Origin of the sequence: Larkinella terrae (assembly GCF_009668025.1) — a bacterium.
Taxonomy (GTDB): Bacteria; Bacteroidota; Bacteroidia; order Cytophagales; family Spirosomataceae; genus Larkinella; species Larkinella terrae.
This window is the reverse complement of sequence record NZ_WJXZ01000014.1, coordinates 1,456,783-1,479,915: the sequence shown is the minus strand read 5'-3', so window position 1 is coordinate 1,479,915 and position 23,133 is coordinate 1,456,783. Positions and strand designations below refer to the sequence as shown.

Here is a 23,133-nt window from a genome sequence, read left to right as displayed (position 1 = left end):
CAATTCTATTTCGTCTAAAGTCACGCTCCCATTTTCTGACCCAATGCATTGTCATACAGCAACTTCGCATCGGCAACTGACAAAACTGTCTCACCGTCGATCACAAAGTCACCAGCCGAAACCGTACCTAACTTGCGAACCGAAACATTGGACTTTTCCAGCGAGCCTTCAAATTGAGCCTGTTTTTCGGGCGAAACCGATACGACTACCCGGCTTTGGCTTTCGCCGAACAGGAAGGCATCTTTCCGGAAACCGCCGTCGGTCTGGATCGTAAAACCGGTCTGGCCCGCCATCGCGGATTCCGCCAGGGTTACAAACAGCCCACCGTCGGAAATGTCGTGCGCCGAAACAACTAATTTCTCCTGAATAATGCCTTTCACAACCGCTTGCAGCGTAAACTCTTCGTCCAGATCAAAAACCGGTGCCGGAGACCCTTTGACGCCCCGGTACGAATACAGGTATTCCGACGAACCGACGTCGTTTTTCGACTCGCCCACCAGATAAATCAGATCGCCCGGCTGGCGGAAACCTAGCGTTATGCGGTTGTCGGACTGTTCCATCAGCCCCAGCATTCCGATTGTTGGTGTCGGAAAAACCGGTCCTTCGTCGGAGCTCTGGTTGTAGAAGCTGACGTTGCCACCTGTTACCGGCGTATTGAATTTTTCGCAGGCCTTTTTCATGCCTTTGATGGCGCCCACAAACTGCCAGTAAACCTCTGGCACATAAGGATTTCCGAAATTCAGGCAATTCGTAATCGCCAGCGGTTCCCCTCCCGAACAAACGATATTGCGGGCGGCTTCAGCTACGGCAATAGCGCAACCTTCTTCGGGGTCGGCATTCACGTAGCGGCTGTTGCAATCGACCGTGATGACGATGGATTTATCGGTGCCTTTCACACTGACCACGGCAGCATCCGACGGCGCGTTGGTGCTCCGGTTGGCGGTTCCCACCATCGAATCGTACTGTTCATACACCCACCGGCGCGAGCAGATGTTCGGGTGTGAGAGCAGGTGTTCGGCCACCGCCTGAATCTCGGCGGTTTCTACATCCGGAATGCTATCGATCGTAAACTTCTTAAATTCCTGGAAATAAGCCGGTTCGCGGTATTCGCGGTTGTATTGCGGAGCACCACCGCCCAGCACGAGGTCATCGGCGGGCACGTCGGCCACCAGTTGACCGTAGCGGTGGAATTTCAGGCGACCGGTATCGGTGACGACACCAATCTGCTCGCAGTTCAAATCCCATTTATCAAAAATCTGCCGAATAACGGCCTCTTTTCCTTTTTCAATGACCACCAGCATCCGCTCCTGCGACTCCGAAAGCAGAATTTCGAACGGGTCCATGTTCACCTGACGCGTCGGCACTTTGTCGAGGTCGATGTCCATGCCGTGTTCGCCTTTGGCGCTCATTTCGGAAGTCGAGCAGATGATACCGGCCGCGCCCATATCCTGAATACCAACCACATAGCCCGTGGCAATCACTTCCAGCGTGGCTTCGAGCAGGAGTTTTTCCATGAACGGATCGCCCACCTGAACCGCCGGAAGTTTTTCGGTCGACTTGTCCGAAATATCTTCCGAAGCGAAGGTTGCGCCGTGAATACCGTCTTTGCCCGTGGCCGAACCGACGATAAAAACCGGGTTGCCAACGCCGTAAGCAATCGCTTTGGCGACCTTTCCGGTTTCGACGATCCCGGCCGAAAATGCATTGACGAGCGGATTGATGTTGTAACAATCGTCAAAATAGACCTCTCCGCCCACGGTCGGAATCCCGAACGCGTTACCGTAATCGCCAATGCCTTTGACGACTCCTTTCAGCAGCCGCCGGGTTTTCGGCAACGACAAATTGCCAAACCGCAACGAGTTCAGTTGGGCAATGGGCCGCGCGCCCATCGTAAAAATATCACGGTTGATGCCGCCCACGCCGGTTGCCGCGCCCTGATACGGCTCGATGGCCGAGGGGTGGTTGTGCGACTCGATCTTGAAACTACAGGCCAACCCATCGCCAATATCGACCAGTCCGGCATTCTCTTCACCCGCTTTGGCCAGCATCCGGCTGGGTGCGTCGCCGGTGGTGTCGCGGGGCAGGGTTTTGAGCCAGACAATCGAGTTTTTGTAGGAGCAGTGCTCCGACCACATGACGGAGAAGATACTCAGTTCGGTAAAGTTGGGTTTCCGGCCCAGAATGGCGATGATACGGTCGTATTCGTCGGGGAGCAGACCCAGTTTGCGGGCGGTTTCGAGCGTTGGTAATTGATCGGTCGTTTCGGCAGACATGCGGATTGAGCAGAATGTTCGTTGGCGCAAAGGTAAGGCTTTTCGTTATCCTGCCGAAGTCGTTGCCGAACGATTCCGTAATTCAGCCCTGAATTCTCAAAAAATTGGCCTAAATTTCCCGCAAACTCGGAATGGAAGTCGAAAGTAACTTTTCCAACCGCCCAAATAATCTGGTAAGAATGGCCCCAAACGATCGCGAATCTCCCATCCGGACCGTCCACGTGACCCGGTACGTTACGCCTTTGCGCGAAGGGGGCTCGCTGCCCGCCATCGTGGACGCCGACGATGATTTTCTGTACGTTCTGAAGTTTCGGGGAGCGGGCCAGGGCGTCAAAGCGCTCATTGCCGAGCTGATTGCCGGTGAACTCGCCCGAGCGCTTGGCTTCCGGATTCCCGAAATTGTGTTCGCCATTCTTGACCCCGCGATGGCCCGAACCGAACCGGATGAGGAAATTCAGGATTTGCTGCGGGCCAGTGGTGGCCTGAATCTGGGGCTTCACTTTCTCTCCCGCGCCACCACCTTCGACCCGGTTTTGAACACTGTCAGCGCCCGGCTGGCATCCCAGATTGTCTGGTTCGACTGCTTCATCACCAACGTGGACCGGACGGCCCGCAATACCAACATGCTGATCTGGCACCGCGAACTCTGGCTGATCGATCACGGCGCGGCCCTTTATTTTCACCATTCCGGCCAGCCCTGGGAAGAGCAGGCCAAAAAGCCGTTCGCTGCGGTGAAAGACCACGTTTTGCTCCCCTGGGCCACCGAACTCAATGCCGTCGATGCCGAATTTCGCCAGATTCTGACGCCCGAACGCATTCAGGCCATTGTTGATCTGGTGCCTGCTGAGTGGCTGACGAGCGAACCATCGGCCGATTCGGTGGAGGACCAACGGCAGATTTACGTACGTTTTTTAGAAACCCGGCTGGCCCATTCCGAAGTCTTTGTCAACGAAGCGCAACATGCCCAATCACTTGTTTGAGTACGCCGTGATCCGCGTCGTGCCGCGCGTCGAACGCGAAGAATTCCTCAATGTCGGTGTCATCCTTTTTTGTCCGTCGCAGGGCTTTTTGCAGACGGTTTTTGAGCTGGACGAAAACCGCCTGGGCGCTTTTTGCCGCGAAATCGATATTCCGGGCCTGCAGGAACGGCTGCGGGTTTTCCAGAAGATCTGCGCCGGGCGTCGCGAAGGCGGTCCGATTGGGCAACTGCCGATTGCGAGCCGGTTCCGGTGGCTCACGGCCAACCGCAGCACCATCGTCCAGACCTCGCCGGTTCATACCGGTTTATGTGACGATGCCGCCGAAAAGCTGGCACGGCTCTTTGAACAACTGGTTCAAAATTGACCGAACGCGATTGATCAAAAAACCGCAAAAATCCGAAGAAAAACCTATATTGGAGCCATCTAAATCCTTCTTCTTATGAAAAAAGCCGCCGGTTTTGGCCTGGTTCTCCTCTCTTTTGCTTTCGTTTATATGTCGGTTCAGGTTTACGCCAATGAGGAAGCCATGCGGGTGATCAACACCTACGGCTGGATGGCGGTTGTAGCCAAAATCGGCAGTGTTATCCTGTTTACCTTTCTGGCCTATACGTCGTTCAGGAAGGGAGTTGCGATGATTCGGGAAGAGTAACTTTTAATCCTGTCTCAGAGACTGTCTAAAATTCAGATTTTCCTTTTCCACTTTGCCCCCAACCCCCTAAAGGCCGGGCGGCCGGTGCCGGGCTTTAATCGGCATTTCAAAGCCCCCTTTAGGGGGTTGGGGGCAGATCGAAAAAAGGAAAATTTTAAATTGTAGACAGTCTCTCAGCTCGTTGAAAAAGAAAAAGCGCCCCGAAAGAGCGCTTTACCCAATTCAATAACCACCGATTTACTGGCAGGATAGCTTGTAGCCATTGATATTGTAGGAAATCCGGTTGTCGTTCGGACGGTTTACCTTTTCAATTTGAAAGAAACCCCAGTCGTTTGTAACATAGCTATATTCAATGACGTAGGGGCCGATATTATCCAGAACCTGATCGTCATCGGTTATTTTAAGCAACAGATTACGGTTTGGTTTAAAAGGAGCCGGTGCGGCAAGAATCGGATAAAAAACCGGTAGCGGATTGAGTTGGCTCAGGTCATATTCGTACGTTTTTAACCCCTGCTGGCCCGATGATGGATCAACGGGAATATTTTCCGACTTGACAATATTTCCGTTTTCAATCGTATTTTTTATTGTGTAATTGGCATAACGCTCCTCGGTAATCAACCCGTTGGCATACGAAAAATTCGGTTTTTCTTCAATGCCGTCCGCATTCAGCATATGCACTCTGGTTTCGACGTACGGTTCCGGCCGGAAATTATAGGCCGAGTAAATTTCAGTCACCTGATTGGGGGCGTATGAAAACTCGGAAGTAAACCGCTCGTTGCGATAAAGCCGACCACCGGTTGCGGTTTTCTTCACCCGACCCTCCGAATCATATTCGTAGGTAATGGTGTATTCCGGATAACCCACCGCAAGCGAAGTTCCGCCCGCTTTGACGATCGAGATTACCGGAATCATATTGCCCGATAGGCCCAGGACGGACTGGCCAATCTGAACGGTTTCACCATCCGGAATTACGTAATAATCAAGATCTCCCAGAAATTCGGTAGTTCGGCAGGAGCTTGTTTCGGGGGCCAGATGGTCTCTGACGGCGCAGGAGTCGGCGACAGCAATCAGGGTGACAATTGCTACAGATCGTAAAAAAGTGTGCATGGCAGGATAGTTGAATTAAATTATCTTCATAGACACACCTAACCGGAAAATCGTTGGATTGTCTTACGAAAAAAATAAAAAATTCAATTTTACGGGTCCGAAATGGCAATATTCAACCTGACTAAAAAAAATTAAAACTTTTTTAAACAATTCTCCCCGGTGCCGGTTTTATATGTATTAATCGCTGATAAACGGGGATACTCTGAAAGGTACCTGATTGAAAAAATAACCGTTTATTAAGCGATAGTAAAAAGCCAGGTGACTTCGGTCGTCTGGCTTTGTTTTTGGTTGTAACTTGTTAAAAACCGTATGCTGCTTGAGAAACCGATACCCTTCACGTTTTTAATCCGGCGAATTCGGCGTGAAGCCCTGCTGGTATTTCTGTTCGCCAATGTGGTGGTGCTAGCCAAATTCTATTTTCGACTCTGGTACCTGACCATCCCGATTGCCATTCCCTCCTTATTGGGAACCTGCATTTCGCTGCTGCTGGCTTTCCGGATGAATCAGGCTTACGACCGCTGGTGGGAAGCCCGGATCGTCTGGGGGGCCATTGTCAACGACAGCCGCAGTTTTATCCGGCAACTTCAAATGTTTTTATCCGATGCGCCGAACCACCAACCCTTGCTGCATTCGTTCGTGACGCGGCAGTGCGCCTGGTGTTTTGTGCTGGGCGATACACTACGCGGTCACGAGGTTAGCGGTCGATTGCAGGAATTTCTGCCCCAGGCCACCGTCGAACGCCTGCTGGCCGCCGATAACATTCCCAATGCGCTCCTTTCCGATCACGGCACGGCGGTCAGGCGGCTCCATAAAGAGGGACAAATTTCTGATTTTCAGATGATTCACCTCAGCTCGACGCTCAACAACCTTACCGATTCGATGGGGCGCTGCGAACGGATCAAAAACACGCCGTTCCCCCGAACGACCACGTTCAACCTGCGGATATTTATTTACCTTTTTGCGGCTATTCTCCCCTTCTGTTTTGAGGCCGATCTTTTTTACCTGGATGTACCCATGGTGACCCTGATTTCCTGCGCTTTTCTCCTGCTTGAAAAAAGCGGCATTCAGCTTCAGAATCCGTTCGAAAATACCCCGACCGATACGCCGGTGACAACCATCGCCCGTAATATCGAGATCAACCTGAAAACCATGACCGGTTTTGAGAACATTCCCGAAAAAATAGCGCCGTACGCCTATTATTCGATGTAGAATCGTTTGCGGCACCCGGTTATCACCGTTTTCTACCCAATGAATTACCCTGGTATCTCGCAAAAAATGATATACTTGTTGTCCCGTTTTACGGAGGTCAACTCATGAAAGTCTATTTGTCGTCACTTATTCTGCTGATTTATACCACGGTTTCGTTCGGGCAGACTGAAAGCACAACTCGCTCCCCTTACCGGGTTTACCGGACGTACGAACTGCCCGCTTCTCTGGTGGTGCTCGGCACGTCGATTTTCGGCTATCGCCAACTGGATCGCTACGCCAACCTCACGGCCGACGAGGTCTCCCGGCTCAATCCGGCGCAGATCAACGCGTTCGACCGCCCTGTTGCCTTTCTGGATCCGGCCCGGTTTGACGGTGCCCAGAAACGCTCCGACCGGTTTTTAAACATTTCGATTGCCTCCCCGATCCTCCTGATTCTCAGCCAGCGAATTCGAAAAGAAGGGCTCGACGTCCTGACCCTGTACACAACCGCGCACGCCATCAACAACCTGCTGTATTTCGGTACCGCGTTTTCGATCCGGCGCGCCCGGCCGCTCACCTACAATCCCGGGCTTCAGATAGACGAGAAAACCGGTAATGCCAAAAGCAATTCGTTTTACAGCGGACACGTTTCCTTCAGCACCACTGCGACGTTTTTTGCAGCCAAAGTGCTGACGGATTTTTACCACATTAAAGGCTGGAAACGGGTCGCTATTTTTACAGCGGCCGCAGTCCCGCCCATTCTGGTTGGCGTAAACCGCATGGAGGCCGGGAAACATTTTCGAACCGACGTCATGACCGGTTTTCTGGTGGGAGCCGCCGTCGGAATCGGCGTTCCGGAATTGCATAAACGGAGCCGAAAAACCGATCGCCTGTCGTTTCAGCCCCAATTCTCCCGGAACGGGGCGCGGGGCTTAGCGGTTTCCTACACATTTTGACGCTTCACCAGTTATTTATCAATCACAGACCAACTCTTTTCGTATTTTAGGGGTCAGTCAGGTAGTCCGCAAACCCTCATCGCTACTCGTCTCCCTATGAAAAAGTTTCTGGTTTTGATACCGCTGCTGAGCTGCGTCCTGATGGGGTGCCCTTCCAGCTACAACGAGCGTACGATTAACTTCAAAACCGCCAATCTCCCCGCCGAACCCACCAATTTTTCCGAACTGAACACCCCTTCCAACGATTACAATTCGGCCGGGCCGCCGATGTTGGGTGCGGGCATGAATTTTTACTTTTCGTCGGATCGCAGCAACACCTTCCGGCCCGACACCAAACTGAGCTACGACATTATGGATTACCGGGTGACGGTCAGCTTCGACCAGACCAGCGGCAAGTGGTACCGCCGGGCGGATCGCATGTCGGGTGGCCCCGAAACCTACGGTTATATGCCGCCCAAAACCTACATCGGCAACTTCGATTTTCACCTCTTTCGGCGCATCAACACCGGCGGAAACGAACTGGGGCCGTTTGTTCGGACGTTTAAAAACCCGGAACGCGAGGTGCTTCTGTACGCCAGCGACTCGACGGGGAACCTGGATGTTTACTTTGTCCACTACACGCCCTACCACACAGCTTCCCACGCCTACGAAGGCGAAGGTCCGTTCAAAGCCAATCTGATCAATTCGAACCACCAGGATGCGTATCCGACGTTGACCGAATCGGGGGATCAGTTGTTGTTCACTTCCGACCGCAGCGGTTCTTTTGATCTGTACTCCGTTCCGGTTTCCAAAGACAATCTGATCGCCAGCCTGCAGGTCCAGTCCGGAACGTCGAACCAGCCCGCACCCGTTGCGGCTCTAAACAGTTCCGCCGACGACAAATGCCCCTACATCATCGGCAACCTGCTGGTTTTTACGTCCAACCGCCCGGGCGGTTTTGGCGGTTTTGATCTCTACTATTCGCGCTGGGTAAACGGGGCCTGGTCGGCGCCGACCAATTTTGGCCCGACGATCAATACGGCCTCCGATGAATACCGCCCCATCGCCATGAAAGCCGAGCAATTTGAGAACGATCTGCTCCTGTTTTCCTCCAATCGTCCCGGCGGAGCGGGCGGTTTTGATCTCTATTACGTCGGAATTCCGAAGGAATTGCTGCAATTGACGAAAGAGAACTAACCAGACCGGTTTTCATTTTACCAACTTTCCACGCATTAGCCAGATAATTAGGAAGATACGCCTAAACTGTCCAATTATTTTTTATATTTGAAAGCGGTTGAACGGGCGAATTTCCGCAAAAACCGCTGGCAATTTCGTTTGTATTTTCGGTACTTCACCGAACGTTCGCTGTCCGATTCAATGGAAAAAACTGATATTCTGGCCAAACTTCCGGGCGCCTTTACCGAGTCGGCGCTGCGGCAGGAAATGATCACCCACGGAAAGTTCATCACGGTTAATAAAGACGACACCATTGTCCGGGAAGGTCAGTTTCTGGACTTTCTGCCGATTGTCATCACCGGCGAGATCCGGGTATTTCAGCAAAAGGAAGACCGGGAAATTCTGCTGTACTACGTTCGGGAAGGTCAGACGTGCATGATGTCCCTGTCGGCCGCGTACTTCAGCCAGACCAGCACTTCGTACGGCGTCGCGACCAAACCGTCCGAAATCTTCGTTTTCCCGACCCGGCTCGTCAACGAGTGGCAATTGAAATATTCTTCCTGGAACGCCTTTCTGATCCAGACTTTTCGCAGCCGCTACGACGAACTGCTCGGTTCGTTCGAAAGCGTCGCGTTCGACCCGATCGACAAGCGGTTATTGACGTACCTGAAGAACTGGGCCCAAAAGGAAAATTCCCCGAAAATTGTCATCTCCCACCAGAATCTCGCGTACGAGCTCGGCACCACCCGCGTCGTGGTTTCCCGCATCCTGAAAGGGTTTGAGCAACAGGGCAAAGTCAAATTGTTCCGGGGATACATCCAGCTAAAATAAATTTTGAGTTATGTAACTTTTGATACCGTTTTCTGGCGGTATCCGGCTCTACTTTTGTCCTGACCAATTCGCCAGACAGGATGAAAACCCGCTTTAACCTACTGATTGTCTTCTTGTTATTCACAACAGCGCTGTATGCGCAGTCGAACCCCCTTGCCATGAATTCGCCCAAGCTGAAGTTCCTTATTCACGTAACGCAGAGCCAGGATGCGACCCGAGCCGCGCTGGCTTTTCTGGTGGCCAAAACCGCCCTGGAGGAAGGGCACACGGTCAGTTTGTTTCTGGCGGGCGATGGCGTCCGGCTGTTACAGGATCAAACGCTCAACGAAGTGACCGGTTTGGGAACCGGAAAACTGCGGGAGCACTACGACGCGATTGTCAAGGGCAACGGGCGGTTTTATTTATCCGGCAATTCCTCCAAAGCCCGGGGAATCACGCAGGACGATTTAAAAGATAAACCGGCCGAGTTTGCGCTGCCGAACGTGCTGGTCAAACTGGCGGCTGACAGTGACCGAATTCTGACTTATTAACCATTCAAAACCGCACAATCATGAAAACCGTACATTGCCGCGATCTCGGCTTTGACTGCCCAGGCGTGGTCAAAGCCGCCACCGAAACGGAAGTGCTCCAGCAAGTGGCCGAACACGCTTCGGCGGTCCACGGCGTTACCGTCACGCCGGAATTGGCCGAGCAGGTTAAACTCCTGATCAAGGAAGAATAGGTTATAGCCACACCCGTAAATGGCCCGAAAGCTGTCCGTTCCGATGGCTGCCGGGTCATTTTTGTTTTGGACAAGTTCGTCAGGCTACCGGTTTTTGATTTTTTTGACATTCTACCCGTAATCCGTACCTTACAAGTACAAAACCGCTTCGGACAAAATACTACAAATGCAGTATGGTTTTTCAGTAAAAATCAGCCCAATATTGCCGGATGAAAACCTCTATTTCCGTTGCCATTGTTGAAGATAAAGAAGCCATCCGGCAATCGCTGGCCATTCTGGTCGACGGGGCCGACGGTTTCGTCTGCCGGCTGACGTTTGAAACGGCGGAAGATGCACTCGACCAACTGGCCGAGGAACCGGTGGATGTGGTTTTGATGGACATCGACCTGCCCGGCATGAACGGCATCGAGTGCGTGCGCCAGTTGAAGCCCCGCTGTCCGCAGACCCAGTTTATGATGTGTACGGTTTACGACGAAGACGAAACCGTGTTCGATGCCCTCAAAGCGGGCGCTACGGCCTATATTCTGAAGCGGAGCCCGCCCCACAAGCTGCTGGAAGCCATTACCGAACTCCACGAAGGCGGAGCGCCCATGAGCAGCACCATCGCCCGGAAAATTGCGGGCTCATTTCACGTCAGCCCGACGGCAACCCAGGAACTGGACGTGCTGACAAGTCGTGAGCGGGAAATCCTCGACCGGCTGGCGAAAGGGCACAGCCACAAGGAAGTCGCGAACGACTTGTTTGTCAGTCCAACGACGGTTCGCAAACACATTTTCAATATCTACGAAAAATTGCAGGTTCACTCCAAAGTGGAAGCCGTCAACAAGTATCTGGGCCGAAAATAGAGCGGTTTTTGCCCGGTTCCCACGCCTAAAAATCATACAAATGCGGTATTGTCGGCCCTGATTCCGACCGGTAGTTTTGCCACAGTCAATCCAATGTTACTCGCAAAACAAATCCAATCGCATGAAAACGCTCGCACTGTTTCTGTTCGCCCTCACGGTTTTTTCCGCCTGTAAAAAAGCCGAATCCGATGTTCAACCCAAGAGTGCCGCCAAGGCCGTTGCCGGGACTTACACGCTGACGTCCTTCCGGTATGCCTCCGGTTCCGACGAAATCAATCTGCCCAAGATGCCGTATACGCAAAGCGGCCAAACCATCTCGGGAACGGTCAAACTAAGCCCCGGTTCGGATGACGACCACGTGTCTTTTTCCCTCGTTCTTAAAGTGACTGGCCAGCAGGACTCCAACATTGACATCGATCAGGTGGAAGTCCGGAAAACCAGCGAAGCCTACGGTTTGTACGTGGACGGCGAGCTGGTTGCCGATGCCGACGGCAGCAACATCATCTTCAATTTGTCCGAAACCGATCCGCAGACCAAAGAAAGTCTGGCGCTGAGTTTTGTCGCTAAAAAGTAAGCGCTTCCGGTCCGATTTCCGCCGTCATTCGCATTCGTTTTCCGCCAATGAAAAAGCACCTCCTTTCACTCCTGATCAGTGGCCTCCTTGCGGGAGGCCACTGGCCAAAAGCCTTCGGGCAGGCCACGGACAAACTCGTTTTCGGGGGCGTGGCGCTGGAACACGGCGTCGGTCGCTACAACCCGATTACGTTTGGGGCCGGAGCCATTGCTCAGTTTCAATATCCGCTCAGCCCGGTTTTTGCCGTCACGGCGAAAGGGGGTGTTGAGGTTTTCCGCATCAATTTCAGTTCGCTGAATCCGTACGCGTATCTGGGCTACGGTTACAACCCGATTTCAGGTTTCGGCTTCAACACGCTTTACATGAATTACGCCATGCGCAACGACCGGGTTATGGGCGTTAGCGTTCCCCTCTGCGTCGGCCCCCGCGCCTACCTGACCAATCGGCTGCACGCCGACGTGCTGGTGGGTGCCGATGTGGGTGCCAGCGAGGTCATGCGCACCAGCCTGCGTTTCGAACCGGGTATTGGGTACCTATTACCGCTGCCGCAGGGCCGGTTTCTGGATGTAAACTCTTCCTACTGTACGAGTTTTGGCCGGGGAAGTGGTGTGGTGTCGCTTGGCGTTTCGTACGGCATCCGAATCGGACGCTAAATTACCTTCAGGCGTTCTGATAAGCCGGTAAAAACTCCTTCGTCACAAATTCATCCAGCGTCGTCGGGGTCGTATTGTCGGCGTTTCGTTCAAAACCGGCCATCAGGCTGTCGTTATTGATGCACTGGCAAAATTCGACGTAATTATCGGCCAGACTGGGTTGCAAACCCGCCTGAATCATGCCCGCCCGCGCCTGATCGTAGGGAAACGCCGTCCAGGTCAATGCCGGTTTGCCGATGGCCTGCCCAATCACCCGGGCCACTTCATCGAACGTCAGTTCACGGGGTCCGGCCACAAACTGCACATTCTTTCCCGTAAAATTCAATGCCAGTAAATGACGGGCGGCCACCTCCGCAATGTCGGCGGGATGCACGAATGCCAGTCGCTTGTCGCCAGCGATGGGAAAACCGGCCAGAATTCCCGCATTTTTCAACAAGCCAACGCTGCTGAATAAATTGTGGTAAAAGAATCCGGCCCGCAGGTGCAGGGCGTTCACTCCTTCAATCGCATCGAGTTGCTGTTCGAGTCGGTGCATTCCCAGGATCACGCCGGAATGATCCGGCAAATGAGCCCCGAAACTGCTTAGCGAAACTACGTACGGAATGCCGTTCGCCCGAATAGCCGCAGAAAGCGCATCCGCGATCCGGTTCTGGTAAGTTGGAAAATCGTCGACGACAAAATTAGGCGGAATCATGGCGTAAACCGCCGTCGCGCCCCGAAAGGTTTGGGTTAAAAAGGCCTCATCGTCCAGATTACCGACGGCTACTTCAGCGCCTTTGTCGGCAAACTCCTTCAGATGATCGGCAGAACGACCGATAACGGTGACCGGTTTTCCGGCATTCAACAATTGATGGGCAATGATTTTTCCAGTATTGCCGCTGGCTCCAGTGATGACGTACATGGCAGTTGATCTGATTATTTTTTGACTAATTCGGATCAAAACTAGAGCCAATGGTTTATATTTGTCAAGTAATCACTTTTAAGTTGCCTAGTTTCAAAATGGAAACCAAAACTGATAATGAGTTAGTTACTGAAAAACATTTTCCAGAAGATTTATCAGCTTATGCCTTAACGAAGTGTCCGGTTACGCTGACGAACCTGATTATTGGCGGAAAATGGAAACCTATCATCATCCACAACGTATCGCTGGGTATCAATCGCTTTGGCGAATTGCAACGGGCGATGCCGGGAGTCAGCAAGAAAATGCTGACGCAGGAGTTGCGGGATCTGGAACACAACGGGATCCTGAACCGGAAAATCTTCGCCGAAATTCCACCGCGCGTCGAATACAGCCTGACGGATTGGGGCCGGGCGACCTTACCAATTTTGAAATCAATGGCTATGTGGGGACTGGATTACGCCAAGAACCTGGGAATTGAGAATTGAGAGAAGCAGTCGGCTTCCCGTTCGTTTAAACGTAAAAAGGTGTCGGACCGGAAATCCGACATTGGTAATAAATTTTCTATTTCCTTAAATACCTTTCCCTTTCAGGATCAGTTGAACGGTTTTCGGGTCGGTTTCCTTCGAGAAATCAATCGTTCCGCCGTTGTCTTTATCGATCGTAAACAACAGCAACATGGCCGCTAAGGCAATACTTTGCTCCTCTTCCGTTGGATTGGTTTTCAGTACGTTCACACTCTTGGTAGCCAATTCAATAGCCGTACTTGTCAGGGTGTTCACGGTGAATACAGTCGTTACGTTGTCAATATCGGTCAGTGACAGGGTTTTGTTGTCGGTCGACAATTTCCAGCTGCCACCATTCCCAGATTTGCCATTTTCAACAACCGTATAGGTATTGTCGCTTTTAAAAGTGGCGGTATTGTCGTCGCCGAAAAAAGTTCCGCCATCAGTTGCAGGAATGGCATACGATTTGGCGTCGGTTTTGACATTGAGTTCATTAATCGACCATTTACGAACCAGCAGATCGGCGGTATTGGAGGGAGTTACGGTGTTGTCGGATTTGGAACATCCGAGCAGCATTGTCATCAACAGGCCGGTCACGACCAGGTAACACTTCATTTTCATACGAATTAAACCGGTGGATAGAATAAAACAGAAGCCCCAAAACTATGGTTTATTGCACAACCAATCACCTATAAATAAAGTTTTTCTACTCGTGCTGAGGAACTCTGAATCTGGCGGTTTTTATGGCAGATGATCAGCCGGGTAACAAAAACCGGTCATTAAAAAGTTAGGGAAAGCAATTACCGAAACCAGTACCTTGGTCCTGGTAAGCTAAACCCCTATCAATCAATGGAAATAACGGTTATTCGGAAAGTTTTCACCGGAGAGTCAACAATCTCGGACTATTCCGTGAACGGCGTGGTCAGCGGTTTTATCCTGGAAGACCGCGACCGGGGATTAACTACGGAAATGCCCTTGTCGCAAATCAAACAGCTCAAAGTGTTTGGCAAAACAGCAATTCCGAACGGGCGGTATGAGATTGCCGTCAATTTCAGCAACAAGTTTAAGAAATTCCTGCCCCTGCTGGTCAATGTCCCCGGTTTTGACGGCATTCGCATTCATCCCGGCAATTCGGAAGTCGATTCGCTGGGTTGCCTCCTGCCGGGTACGGAACGCCAGAAAGATCGGGTACTGAATTCGCGAAAGGCATTTAGTGCTTTATTTTCACAAATTTCGGCCGTCATCAAGAAGGAAAAAGTATTTATCACCATTTTGCGGGACGAGGAAACATTTGCGGCCTTCGCGGCTGCCGAAAAACCCGTTCACTGATCCAATTCAAGGATTTGCCATTACCGTAACTCATGAAATCCCTCCTGCTTTTACCTTTCGCGTTCGCGATTTTGTTTGCCTGTCAGCAAAGCTCCTCCACAACCTCGGCTGCGACCGAAACCGCTTCCGATTCAGCCGCCATTGCCGACGCCGTGCACGGTTTTTACCGATGGTACACCGCATTTTCGCAGGATACGACCCACCGAGTCGACTTCACCGACGACCGGGGCAGCCACCTCAAACTCATTCAGCCGAAACTGGAACGCTATCTGGCGCATTTCAAAAAGAGCGGTTTTGTGAACGACGAATTCATTGCCGGGGAATTGGCTTTCTACCAGCAATGCAGCCAGTTGTGGCAGAAGGAAGCCGTCGACGATGTGCCGTCTTGTCTGGATGCCGACAAGTATTTCTGCGCGCAGGACTGGGAACCGGCTTTCTGGACCACTTCGCCCGTCCGGTTCCGGAAAGCGGGCGACGATCGGGTAGTAGCCACGCTCGTTGGCAAATCGTTCGACAGCCCGATGGAACGGAACATCTCGTTGAAAAAAGAAAACGGTAAATGGCTCATTACCAGCATCGAGTGCGACATGGGCATTGGCCCCGCAACCACCGGCGTCTCGTTCAAACCGCTCACCCTGAACGAGAAATACGTGATGGCGAAACTGGAAAACCGTCCGAACCTCTCCGCCGACGAGATTGCGCGGCTGGGGCTGGCGAGCATCGTTTCGGAAGATAAACGGAATGCGCCCGACGCCAAAGTGTGTTTGCTCGACACGGTTTTGGCAACAGAACGCGGGACGGTGCTGGTGATGGCCTACGACAACGGGAACGAAACCGAAGCCTGGCTGGTGCAATACGACGCGTCGTCCAAAATTCAGTTCCGGGAACCGGTTTTTTACGCCGACCAGGTGGAATACGTGAAGACGATCAACTCGGCCTTAGCCGGTAACAAACTCACGATCAGTACGTCAACCGACGCCGATGATAAAAAGTCGTCGACTATCAAAACCTGGGTGCTGACCGACCAGTTGGTTTTTGAGCGAACAAATCGCTGATTACCGGCTGCGGTGGAAATCATACGCTGGCGCGTCATATGCCCGACCGGTGTCCAGAAGCAGGCGGTTTTTGCATAACTGCAACCCGGCTCTTTGAACCCGCCAGGCGTTGTTCCCGGGTTGCGCATCCGTCACGAGAAGCAGCTCTTTGGAGTGGTTTTTCAGAATGATGTAGCGAAACCGATTCGTTTGGGTCCCGTTTTCCCAAACCGTAATTCGGTTTCGATCAATGACGAGCCTGACATCCGGCACCGTTTGATTCGGCATAAAAGCGATCACTTTCGCCAGTTGCCACTCGCCCCGAATCTGATTTTCGGCCAGCAGGAGGTTGGTCAGGTAACCCGTACAGTCGGTGCCGGTGCCAATTTCGGCTTTTTCGCAACCGAACAGCAGGAGAATCAGGCAGACAACGGGCAGAACAGTTTTCACGGGCTTGGCAGTTTTTTCAGATTGACCCGGTTTGGCCGACGAGCGTTGGAACCCAGACTTCTACCATTCGTTTTACAGCAAGTCCAACCCTTCGCCCGACATGTATAATCTGTTTATCTCCCTCTGCTGGTTTATTTTTTTCAGCATCTGGTTTATCTTCAGCCGGACCGCCAAAAAGACGCTCGACGATACGAATCCCGACGACCGCGCGCTGACCCGGTTGATCATGGCAATTGCGGTTATTCTGTTTCTGACGGTCCATTTTACGTATCGCCCGCTGGCCGACTACCCGGTTTTTCCGCCCACACCGGTTTTCCAATCCATCGGCTGCGTGCTGTGCGCGGCCGGGGTGGCGTTTGCCATCTGGGCCCGCATGCACTTGGGCCGGAACTGGGGCATGCCGATGTCGGTGAAAGAAAAACCGGATCTGATCACCACGGGGCCGTACCGCCGGATTCGCCACCCGATTTACACCGGTATTCTGCTGGCGATGTTCGGCTGCCTGCTCACTGCCGGTTTCATGTGGCTGATCTGGCTGCTGCTCTACAGCGGTTATTTTCTGTACTGCGCCAGAAAAGAAGAAAACCGGATGCTAGCGCTATTTCCGGATGAGTATGGGGAATATCTAAAACGGACTTGGATGTTTTTGCCGTTTGTGGTTTGAAGAATGATAAATGTTTCAAAATGATGAATGTTTCAAATAGTAATTTTATATTCATCAAAATTTCATATAATTACAAGTTTCATTAAGACTATACTCTCTTTTTATGTGTAATAAGCCCTTTAAAAACTAAAAATAATAGACATTTCACAGTAGCAAAAATAGTAACACATTTTAAGGAAAAATATTCAAACTAAAACAAACAATGGAAACAGTCGAAATAAACGATTTTATTTTTTTATTAAATGCCTACAGGATTAGTAGTGACATAAAACTTCCATTCTTAATTACAGAAAATTATTATTTGGAACGTGCAAGTGAAAAACAAGTTCATGTAATAAAAGAGAAATTAATAGAACACACCGCTTATTTTAAACAGTATATTGCTTTCCATGAAATATCATTTACCCTTAATCAATACAATGAGAATCCTTTTAGATTTGGCAAAGAATTAGACAACCAGAATTGGAATTATTATATTATAGCAAGTAGAAACATTAAGGATTTGGATCAGCGTTTTGACTTAAGAGTTTGTTGTCATTTGTATAACAACTTATTAATGGGACCTGAATTTAGTTTTACAAGCTCAGAAATATCTAATCCTTTTTTTGACTTTGACCCCTTAGTATTAGCAAGTTATTATGAGTTCTTATCGCTGGATATCATGAAATATAATATAGAAATAACCTTGAGTATGTTGCAAGGCATTGGAGATTCTTACAAAAGACTAAAAGACCTTATGTCAAATTCAAGAGAAAGTTATCAATTAATTAAAATGGCAATTTATAACTACTACAATACTTCCAAAACTCCGAACCAATCTCAATATAAGTTCCTAGAATTTATGTCTATATTTGAGTTTCTTTTAACTGAGGATACGAATGGAAGGGGTAATCCAATATCTAGACAACTTCCAGCTAAAATTCATTTATTAAATAATAGATTTAGCCAGTCTATAGATTTAAAAAAGTATTTTGACAACCCTGAAACCCCAATCAAAACTTTTATAGAAAAACTGTATAGCTTAAGAAGTGATATTGCTCATGGAAATATTATTAAATTTAAAGATTCAAAAATTGAGTCTTTAAAAAATGTTTACACCGCTAAGCTCTTTGCAAATGATTTATTATCTAAGACATTAATTCATTCTTTAATTGAGCCTAAGCTCATATTAGATTTAAAAAAATGCTAAAACTTACTAACTAGCTTTTGCTTTATGTTTACCAACAATGTTGGATGCTTCATCGAATTACGTATTACAAGTAGCTAACCTTCTGAGAGTAAACAAGAAAAAGCCCCTGACAACTTCCGTCATCAGGGGCTTCAGCAGAGGAAGAGGGATTCGAACCCCCGGACCTGTTACAGTCAACAGTTTTCAAGACTGCCGCGATCGACCACTCCGCCATTCCTCTTTGGTCACTTATGTGGGTGCAAAAGTAAGACGGTTTTTTTATTTTCCCAATACCTGACACCAAAATCCGGTTTTTTTCCGCGCGATCGTCTAACTTGCCGCCACACAAACAAAACGGGCGCAATCCCGTTGGTACGGGTATGTGGACAGAAGAAAACAACCAGCTCACCCGAACCTTTGTGTTCCGGGATTTCAGCGAAGCCTTCGGGTTTATGACCCGCGTGGCCCTTATCGCCGAGAAAATGGACCACCATCCCGAGTGGACCAACACCTATAACAAAGTCACGTTCCGGCTCAGCACCCACGACGCGGGCGACACGGTGACGGACAAAGACCGAACCCTCGCGAAAGCGATCGATAAACTCATTGAGTGAATGAGTGATTGAGCGATTGAGTGGCTATGCGCCCTTCGCTCAATCACCCAACTGCTCAATCACGCAATAAAAAATGAAGCTCTACCTTGTACCGACCCCGATTGGTAACTTAGACGATATTACGCTGCGGGCGGTGAATGTGCTGCGGTCGGTGGATGCCATTCTGGCGGAAGATACGCGCACCTCGGGCGTGCTGCTCAAACACCTCCAGATCAGCAAACCGCTCCACAGCTACCATATTTTTAATGAGCACCAGACCGTGCAGCGCGTGATTGCCCAGCTCAAAACCGGCAAAACGCTGGCGCTGGTGTCGGACGCCGGAACGCCCGCCATCTCGGACCCCGGTTTTCTGCTGGTGCGCGAGTGCCTTAAAAACGAGATTCCGGTCGAATGCCTACCCGGCGCCACGGCCTTTGTTCCGGCGCTGGTCAACTCCGGTTTGCCCGCCGACCGGTTTACATTCGAGGGGTTTCTGCCCCACAAAAAAGGCCGACAGACCCGGCTCGGCGAACTGGCGGACGAAACCCGCACGATGATTTTCTACGAATCGCCCCACCGGCTGCTGAAAACCCTGACGCAGTTTGGCGAAGTCTTCGGCCCCGACCGCCCCGCCAGCGTCTCGCGCGAATTGACAAAACTGTTTGAAGAAACCGTTCGCGGTACGATACAGGAAATAATTACGTACTTTGCCGAAAAAACGATCAAAGGTGAAATTGTCATTGTCGTCCAAGGGAAATAGAAAAGGACTCCTGAAAGCCCTTTTCATTATTCATTGTTCATTATTCATTATTCATTTTACCTCCGCCCAAACCCTTTCCCCGCAGGCCAAAGTCAGCCTGATCACGGTTTCGCCGGGGCCGGAATTGTACTCGTCGTTTGGCCATACGGCGCTCTGGATTTCTGACCCACTATACGGTCTCGACCGGGTTTACAACTACGGTACGTTCGATTTCCGGACCGGTAATTTTTACATCAAGTTTCTGCGCGGCACCCTGCCGTATATCCTTTCCGTGCATTCGATGCCGAACATGCTGTACGCGTCGCAGCTCGAAAACCGCTCCGTGAAAGAACAGATTCTGAACCTGTCGGCGGCCCAGAAACAACGGATTTTTGAATTGCTCGAAACCAATTACCGTCCCGAAAACCGGGAATACCGCTACAAATTTTACTACGACAACTGCTCCACCCGCCCGCGCGACATGCTCGTCAAAGCCTGCGGGGACAGCCTGCGATTTCTGAACGTCATCGATTCTACGCTCTCCTACCGCGACTGGATGAACAAGTACCTGACGAACCAGACCTGGGCGCGGATGGGCATGAACCTCGGCATCGGCTATCCGGCGGATGTGAAAGCGTCCAGCTGGCAGGCGATGTACCTACCCGACAACGTGTTCGACGAAGCCGAACGCGCCCGACTCAGAACCGTCGACGGCAAAGAAACGCCCCTGGTAGCCAACTCCCTGTTTCTGTTTCGAGCCACCACCGCCGACGAGAGCAACGCATTTCTGACGTATCTGCTATCGCCGGATTTCTTCTTTGCGGTTTTGCTGGTGGTGGTTTTCCTGATTACCCGGCGGCAGCGAAAACGGAAGGAAAATGGTTTCTGGCTCGACCGGCTGCTGTTTGGATTTGTTGGCGTCTGGGGCTGGTTTCTGGTGTTCCTCTGGTTCGGCACCGACCACGGCGTAACGATCTGGAACCCGGCCCTGCTGTTCATCATGCCGTTGCACCTGCCGCTCATTTTCTGGGTAACGCGCCAGCGAAATTCCCAAACCATCCGAACCTATTTTTTGTTGACGATGGTGGGCCTGGTGGCCTTCTTTTTGTACGCCTTTTTCCAGGATTACCTCTACGGTTTTAATTTCTTTTTACTAACCTTACTCTTTCGCGCGTTTTACCAGTATCGCTCGGCCTCCACCCAAACAGCAAAGACAACGTATGCCAGGTCCTGATCTCCACTTAGCACAAATCAGTCAGAAAATCGACGATATCGCCCGAACCGTTGGGGGGTTTATCCGGCAGGAAAGTCTGCTCTTTTCGCGCGAAAAAATTGAATACAAGGATGTTAACAACCTGGTTTCGTACGTCGACAAGGAAGCCGAGAAGCAGATTGTCGACGCGCTGCACCGGCTGCTACCTGAAGCCGGTTTTATCACGGAAGAGGGAACCATAGGTCAAACCGCCGACCGAACAGGATTGAACTGGATCATTGATCCACTCGACGGAACCGCCAATTTCATCCATGGCCTGCCGGTTTTTTCGGTGAGCATCGGGTTGGCCGAAGGGAAAACGCCACTGGCCGGAGCGGTCTACGACATTAGCCGCGACGAATGTTTTTCGGCCCGTTTGGACAGTGGTGCCTGGTATTCGCGAACGGGTGGAACCCCTGAACGCATCCGGGTATCGCCTGCAACCAGCCTCAGTGAAAGCATGGTGGCTACCGGTTTTCCCTACCGAATCCTCGACCGCCTGGATCGGTATCTGGCAATATTCGCCAAGCTGATTCAAAGCACGCACGGCATCCGCCGGATGGGTTCGGCCGCCATTGACCTGGCTTACGTGGCCTGTGGTCGGTTTGAAGCGTATTACGAATTTAATCTGAACAGTTGGGACATGGCTGCCGGGGTGTTGCTGGTTCAGGAAGCGGGCGGCATTGTCACTGACTTCAACGGGGGTGGTGAGTTTCTGTTTCGGGGTGATATTCTCGCGGGTTGCGCCATGCAGCCCGAACTCCTGGCCGTCATCGAAGAATACTGGAACAACGAAGGCACCCTCCCCATCCCACAGCCGGTTTATTAACGGTTTTCGGTTTTCTCATGCTCCCAATCGTCTTCATCCATTCCGGTTATCAGTCATATCTGGAGTATAGCCTGCGGCAATGTCGGTTGGCAAACCCGGAGTCGGCGGTGTATGTGCTGGGGGATGATGCGAATAAAAACCGCTTTCCGTTTGTCACCCACGTGCCGATTGCTTCGCTGAATGCGGAAAAATCAGACCGGTTTTCCCGGCACTATGTCCACCGCTCCACCAATCCGGAATGGTACGAACGGCTGTGTTTTGTGCGGTGGTTTTACGTGCTGGCGTTCATGGAACAGCACCAGTTGGATGCGGTTTTTGTGGCTGATTCGGATGTGATGCTGTATAAGAACCTAGGGCAATATGCCGCCTGGAAAAACCGCAGCGCGAATCAGCAATCGGCGTATTGCCTGGCCGAATACCCGACCGCGAATCCGTATAGCTGGCTGGCTTCGGCCCATTCCTCGTTCTGGACCCGGCAGGGCATTGCCGATTTCTGCGACTACCTGCTGGCGACGTATCAGACCACCGACAGTCAGGCTCGTCTGGAAGAAAAATGGCAGTATCACCAGCAAAACAGGCAGGCCGGTGGCGTTTCCGACATGGCGCTGCTCTATCTCTATGCCACCGACCATCCCGATCGGGTGATTAATCTGCTGAAACCGTCGGCCACACCGGAACACTCGACGCCGGAGGTTTTCGATCTGAACATTAGTATTGCCAGCAATCGGCTGGCCGATGAGTTTGAACTGGATAACAATAACCTCAAAAAAGCGACGTGGAAGTCATCGAATTACGAAGGATATAACCGGGTTTTAAATCAAAATTGTATCTTTAACTCCCTCCATTTTCAGGGCTTGAGCAAGCAATTCATCCACCGGTATTACCGGGGAACCGATTTGCGGCTGCACCGGCTCGGCCAGGAATTGGCGCAGCGGTTTTCACCAGTTTTGAAATCCGTTCACCGCCTGAAAAATGGGTTGAAGCGTCTTTTAACTACCTGAGCTATGCCCGAAAACGACGACCTCCGCTACCCCATTGGCGAATTCACCTACGGCCAGACGTATACGTTCGACCAGACGCAGGAACATATCGCGGCCATTGCGGTTTTTCCCCACAACCTGACTGAACTCGTCGGGCGCTGGGGAGATAGTCGGCTCGACACACCCTACCGGCCCGGCGGCTGGACGGTCCGGCAGCTGATTCACCACGTCGCCGACAGCCACATCAACGCCTACACGCGCACCAAACTCGCGCTGACCGAGGATGTGCCAACCATTAAGCCGTACGAAGAACAGGATTGGGCCAAACTGCCCGACTATACGCTTTCCGTAGCACCTTCCCTGGTCATTCTGAGCAATTTACACCAACGCTGGGTGATGGTACTGAACGCGCTGACCGAAACGGAACTCCGGCGACAGTATTTCCACCCGGCCAGTCAACTCCGGTTTTCACTCTCCGAAGCCATCGCCAATTACGCCTGGCACGGCGAACACCACTACCAGCACGCGTATCAGCTTGCTTTACGGAACCATTGGGTGTAATTAAAAGTTAAAAATGAAAAGTTAAAAGTTGGCAATACCGAGCTATTTTTAATTTTTAATTCTTGGAGGCTGTCTAAATTTTATAATTTTCCTTTTCCGCTTTGCCCCCAACCCCCTAAAGGCCGGGCGGCCGGTGCCGGGCTTTGAGACGCCGATTAAAGCCCGGCACCAACCGCCCGGCCTTTAGGGGGTTGGAGG

At 51.3% G+C, this 23,133-nt stretch carries 28 protein-coding genes and 1 tRNA gene; 23 read left to right on the top strand and 6 right to left on the bottom strand.

The window, feature by feature from the left end; all coding sequences use genetic code 11:
- Positions 1-20 precede the first annotated feature (20 nt).
- Positions 21-2,273, bottom strand: coding sequence for a phosphoribosylformylglycinamidine synthase subunit PurL (gene purL, locus GJJ30_RS27735; RefSeq protein ID WP_154178401.1), 2,253 nt, complete (start codon positions 2,271-2,273; stop codon positions 21-23).
- Between the two features lie 179 nt (positions 2,274-2,452).
- Here purL and GJJ30_RS27730 point away from each other — a divergent pair, with 179 nt between their 5' ends.
- The 3 genes from GJJ30_RS27730 (at position 2,453) to GJJ30_RS27720 (ending at position 3,902) form a co-directional block, all read left to right on the top strand.
- A complete protein-coding gene (locus GJJ30_RS27730) occupies positions 2,453-3,253 on the top strand; it encodes a HipA family kinase (RefSeq protein ID WP_154178400.1) in 801 nt (266 codons plus the stop codon).
- Positions 3,234-3,617 carry a DUF3037 domain-containing protein gene (locus GJJ30_RS27725; protein ID WP_154178399.1) on the top strand — a complete coding sequence of 128 codons (384 nt, stop codon included), beginning with the start codon at positions 3,234-3,236 and terminating at the stop codon, positions 3,615-3,617. The genes GJJ30_RS27730 and GJJ30_RS27725 overlap by 20 nt, the downstream gene beginning before the upstream one ends.
- A 75-nt stretch (positions 3,618-3,692) precedes the next feature.
- Positions 3,693-3,902 carry a hypothetical protein gene (locus tag GJJ30_RS27720; RefSeq protein ID WP_154178398.1) on the top strand — a complete coding sequence of 70 codons (210 nt, stop codon included), beginning with the start codon at positions 3,693-3,695 and terminating at the stop codon, positions 3,900-3,902.
- A 237-nt stretch (positions 3,903-4,139) separates the two neighbouring features.
- Here the strand turns inward: GJJ30_RS27720 and GJJ30_RS27715 are convergent, their stop codons facing one another.
- The gene (locus GJJ30_RS27715; protein ID WP_154178397.1) at positions 4,140-5,009 is read right to left on the bottom strand and encodes a hypothetical protein; all 870 of its coding nucleotides are present in this window, start codon (positions 5,007-5,009) and stop codon (positions 4,140-4,142) included.
- Between the two features lie 309 nt (positions 5,010-5,318).
- On the opposite strand from GJJ30_RS27715, the gene GJJ30_RS27710 reads away from it, so the two are divergent.
- The 9 genes from GJJ30_RS27710 (at position 5,319) to GJJ30_RS27670 (ending at position 11,932) form a co-directional block, all read left to right on the top strand.
- On the top strand, positions 5,319-6,218 hold the full coding sequence (locus tag GJJ30_RS27710) for a bestrophin family protein (RefSeq protein WP_154178396.1): 900 nt from the start codon (positions 5,319-5,321) through the stop codon (positions 6,216-6,218).
- A gap of 104 nt (positions 6,219-6,322) precedes the next feature.
- The gene (locus tag GJJ30_RS27705) at positions 6,323-7,153 is read left to right on the top strand and encodes a phosphatase PAP2 family protein (RefSeq protein ID WP_154178395.1); all 831 of its coding nucleotides are present in this window, start codon (positions 6,323-6,325) and stop codon (positions 7,151-7,153) included.
- A 96-nt stretch (positions 7,154-7,249) separates the two neighbouring features.
- Entirely contained in the window at positions 7,250-8,329 is a 1,080-nt protein-coding gene (locus GJJ30_RS27700) for a TolB family protein (protein ID WP_154178394.1), read from the top strand.
- Between the two features lie 180 nt (positions 8,330-8,509).
- Positions 8,510-9,139, top strand: coding sequence for a Crp/Fnr family transcriptional regulator (locus GJJ30_RS27695; protein ID WP_154178393.1), 630 nt, complete (start codon positions 8,510-8,512; stop codon positions 9,137-9,139).
- 80 nt (positions 9,140-9,219) lie between these two features.
- Positions 9,220-9,669 carry a DsrE family protein gene (locus GJJ30_RS27690; RefSeq protein WP_154178392.1) on the top strand — a complete coding sequence of 150 codons (450 nt, stop codon included), beginning with the start codon at positions 9,220-9,222 and terminating at the stop codon, positions 9,667-9,669.
- Positions 9,670-9,689: 20 nt separating this feature from the next.
- A complete protein-coding gene (locus GJJ30_RS27685; RefSeq protein ID WP_154178391.1) occupies positions 9,690-9,860 on the top strand; it encodes a DUF1059 domain-containing protein in 171 nt (56 codons plus the stop codon).
- Positions 9,861-10,069: 209 nt separating this feature from the next.
- Positions 10,070-10,705: a response regulator transcription factor gene (locus tag GJJ30_RS27680; RefSeq protein ID WP_154178390.1), complete on the top strand. Its 636-nt coding sequence runs from the start codon at positions 10,070-10,072 to the stop codon at positions 10,703-10,705.
- 121 nt (positions 10,706-10,826) lie between these two features.
- Positions 10,827-11,279 (top strand): hypothetical protein, encoded by a 453-nt coding sequence (locus GJJ30_RS27675; protein WP_154178389.1) that lies wholly within the window; start codon positions 10,827-10,829, stop codon positions 11,277-11,279.
- A gap of 47 nt (positions 11,280-11,326) precedes the next feature.
- Positions 11,327-11,932 (top strand): hypothetical protein, encoded by a 606-nt coding sequence (locus tag GJJ30_RS27670; RefSeq protein WP_154178388.1) that lies wholly within the window; start codon positions 11,327-11,329, stop codon positions 11,930-11,932.
- 7 nt (positions 11,933-11,939) lie between these two features.
- Here the strand turns inward: GJJ30_RS27670 and GJJ30_RS27665 are convergent, their stop codons facing one another.
- Positions 11,940-12,833 (bottom strand): NmrA family NAD(P)-binding protein, encoded by an 894-nt coding sequence (locus tag GJJ30_RS27665; protein WP_154178387.1) that lies wholly within the window; start codon positions 12,831-12,833, stop codon positions 11,940-11,942.
- Between the two features lie 98 nt (positions 12,834-12,931).
- Between GJJ30_RS27665 and GJJ30_RS27660 the strand changes: the two genes are divergently transcribed.
- On the top strand, positions 12,932-13,318 hold the full coding sequence (locus tag GJJ30_RS27660; protein WP_154178386.1) for a winged helix-turn-helix transcriptional regulator: 387 nt from the start codon (positions 12,932-12,934) through the stop codon (positions 13,316-13,318).
- 84 nt (positions 13,319-13,402) lie between these two features.
- On the opposite strand, the gene GJJ30_RS27655 is transcribed toward GJJ30_RS27660, so the two are convergent.
- On the bottom strand, positions 13,403-13,957 hold the full coding sequence (locus tag GJJ30_RS27655) for a hypothetical protein (RefSeq protein WP_154178385.1): 555 nt from the start codon (positions 13,955-13,957) through the stop codon (positions 13,403-13,405).
- 228 nt (positions 13,958-14,185) lie between these two features.
- Between GJJ30_RS27655 and GJJ30_RS27650 the strand changes: the two genes are divergently transcribed.
- Both GJJ30_RS27650 and GJJ30_RS27645 read left to right on the top strand, forming a co-directional pair.
- On the top strand, positions 14,186-14,665 hold the full coding sequence (locus GJJ30_RS27650; RefSeq protein ID WP_154178384.1) for a DUF5675 family protein: 480 nt from the start codon (positions 14,186-14,188) through the stop codon (positions 14,663-14,665).
- A 32-nt stretch (positions 14,666-14,697) separates the two neighbouring features.
- Complete coding sequence (locus GJJ30_RS27645) at positions 14,698-15,720, top strand: DUF3828 domain-containing protein (RefSeq protein ID WP_154178383.1); 1,023 nt, start codon at positions 14,698-14,700, stop codon at positions 15,718-15,720.
- Here the strand turns inward: GJJ30_RS27645 and GJJ30_RS27640 are convergent, their stop codons facing one another.
- Positions 15,721-16,149 (bottom strand): hypothetical protein, encoded by a 429-nt coding sequence (locus tag GJJ30_RS27640; protein ID WP_154178382.1) that lies wholly within the window; start codon positions 16,147-16,149, stop codon positions 15,721-15,723.
- A gap of 100 nt (positions 16,150-16,249) precedes the next feature.
- Here GJJ30_RS27640 and GJJ30_RS27635 point away from each other — a divergent pair, with 100 nt between their 5' ends.
- Positions 16,250-16,813 (top strand): methyltransferase family protein, encoded by a 564-nt coding sequence (locus tag GJJ30_RS27635; protein WP_154178381.1) that lies wholly within the window; start codon positions 16,250-16,252, stop codon positions 16,811-16,813.
- A 202-nt stretch (positions 16,814-17,015) separates the two neighbouring features.
- Complete coding sequence (locus GJJ30_RS27630) at positions 17,016-18,002, top strand: HEPN domain-containing protein (protein ID WP_154178380.1); 987 nt, start codon at positions 17,016-17,018, stop codon at positions 18,000-18,002.
- Between the two features lie 135 nt (positions 18,003-18,137).
- On the opposite strand, the gene GJJ30_RS27625 is transcribed toward GJJ30_RS27630, so the two are convergent.
- Positions 18,138-18,222 (bottom strand) — tRNA-Ser (locus tag GJJ30_RS27625).
- Between the two features lie 139 nt (positions 18,223-18,361).
- Here GJJ30_RS27625 and GJJ30_RS27620 point away from each other — a divergent pair.
- The 6 genes from GJJ30_RS27620 (at position 18,362) to GJJ30_RS27595 (ending at position 22,935) form a co-directional block, all read left to right on the top strand.
- Positions 18,362-18,595 (top strand): 4a-hydroxytetrahydrobiopterin dehydratase, encoded by a 234-nt coding sequence (locus GJJ30_RS27620; protein ID WP_154178379.1) that lies wholly within the window; start codon positions 18,362-18,364, stop codon positions 18,593-18,595.
- A 73-nt stretch (positions 18,596-18,668) separates the two neighbouring features.
- Positions 18,669-19,334 (top strand): 16S rRNA (cytidine(1402)-2'-O)-methyltransferase, encoded by a 666-nt coding sequence (rsmI, locus tag GJJ30_RS27615; RefSeq protein WP_154178378.1) that lies wholly within the window; start codon positions 18,669-18,671, stop codon positions 19,332-19,334.
- Positions 19,303-20,547, top strand: coding sequence for a lipoprotein N-acyltransferase Lnb domain-containing protein (locus GJJ30_RS27610; protein WP_170299291.1), 1,245 nt, complete (start codon positions 19,303-19,305; stop codon positions 20,545-20,547). The genes rsmI and GJJ30_RS27610 overlap by 32 nt, the downstream gene beginning before the upstream one ends.
- On the top strand, positions 20,534-21,394 hold the full coding sequence (locus tag GJJ30_RS27605; protein ID WP_154178376.1) for an inositol monophosphatase family protein: 861 nt from the start codon (positions 20,534-20,536) through the stop codon (positions 21,392-21,394). The genes GJJ30_RS27610 and GJJ30_RS27605 overlap by 14 nt, the downstream gene beginning before the upstream one ends.
- Before the next feature lie 17 nt (positions 21,395-21,411).
- Positions 21,412-22,395, top strand: coding sequence for a hypothetical protein (locus tag GJJ30_RS27600; RefSeq protein WP_154178375.1), 984 nt, complete (start codon positions 21,412-21,414; stop codon positions 22,393-22,395).
- Between the two features lie 3 nt (positions 22,396-22,398).
- On the top strand, positions 22,399-22,935 hold the full coding sequence (locus GJJ30_RS27595; protein ID WP_154178374.1) for a YfiT family bacillithiol transferase: 537 nt from the start codon (positions 22,399-22,401) through the stop codon (positions 22,933-22,935).
- Positions 22,936-23,133 lie beyond the last annotated feature (198 nt).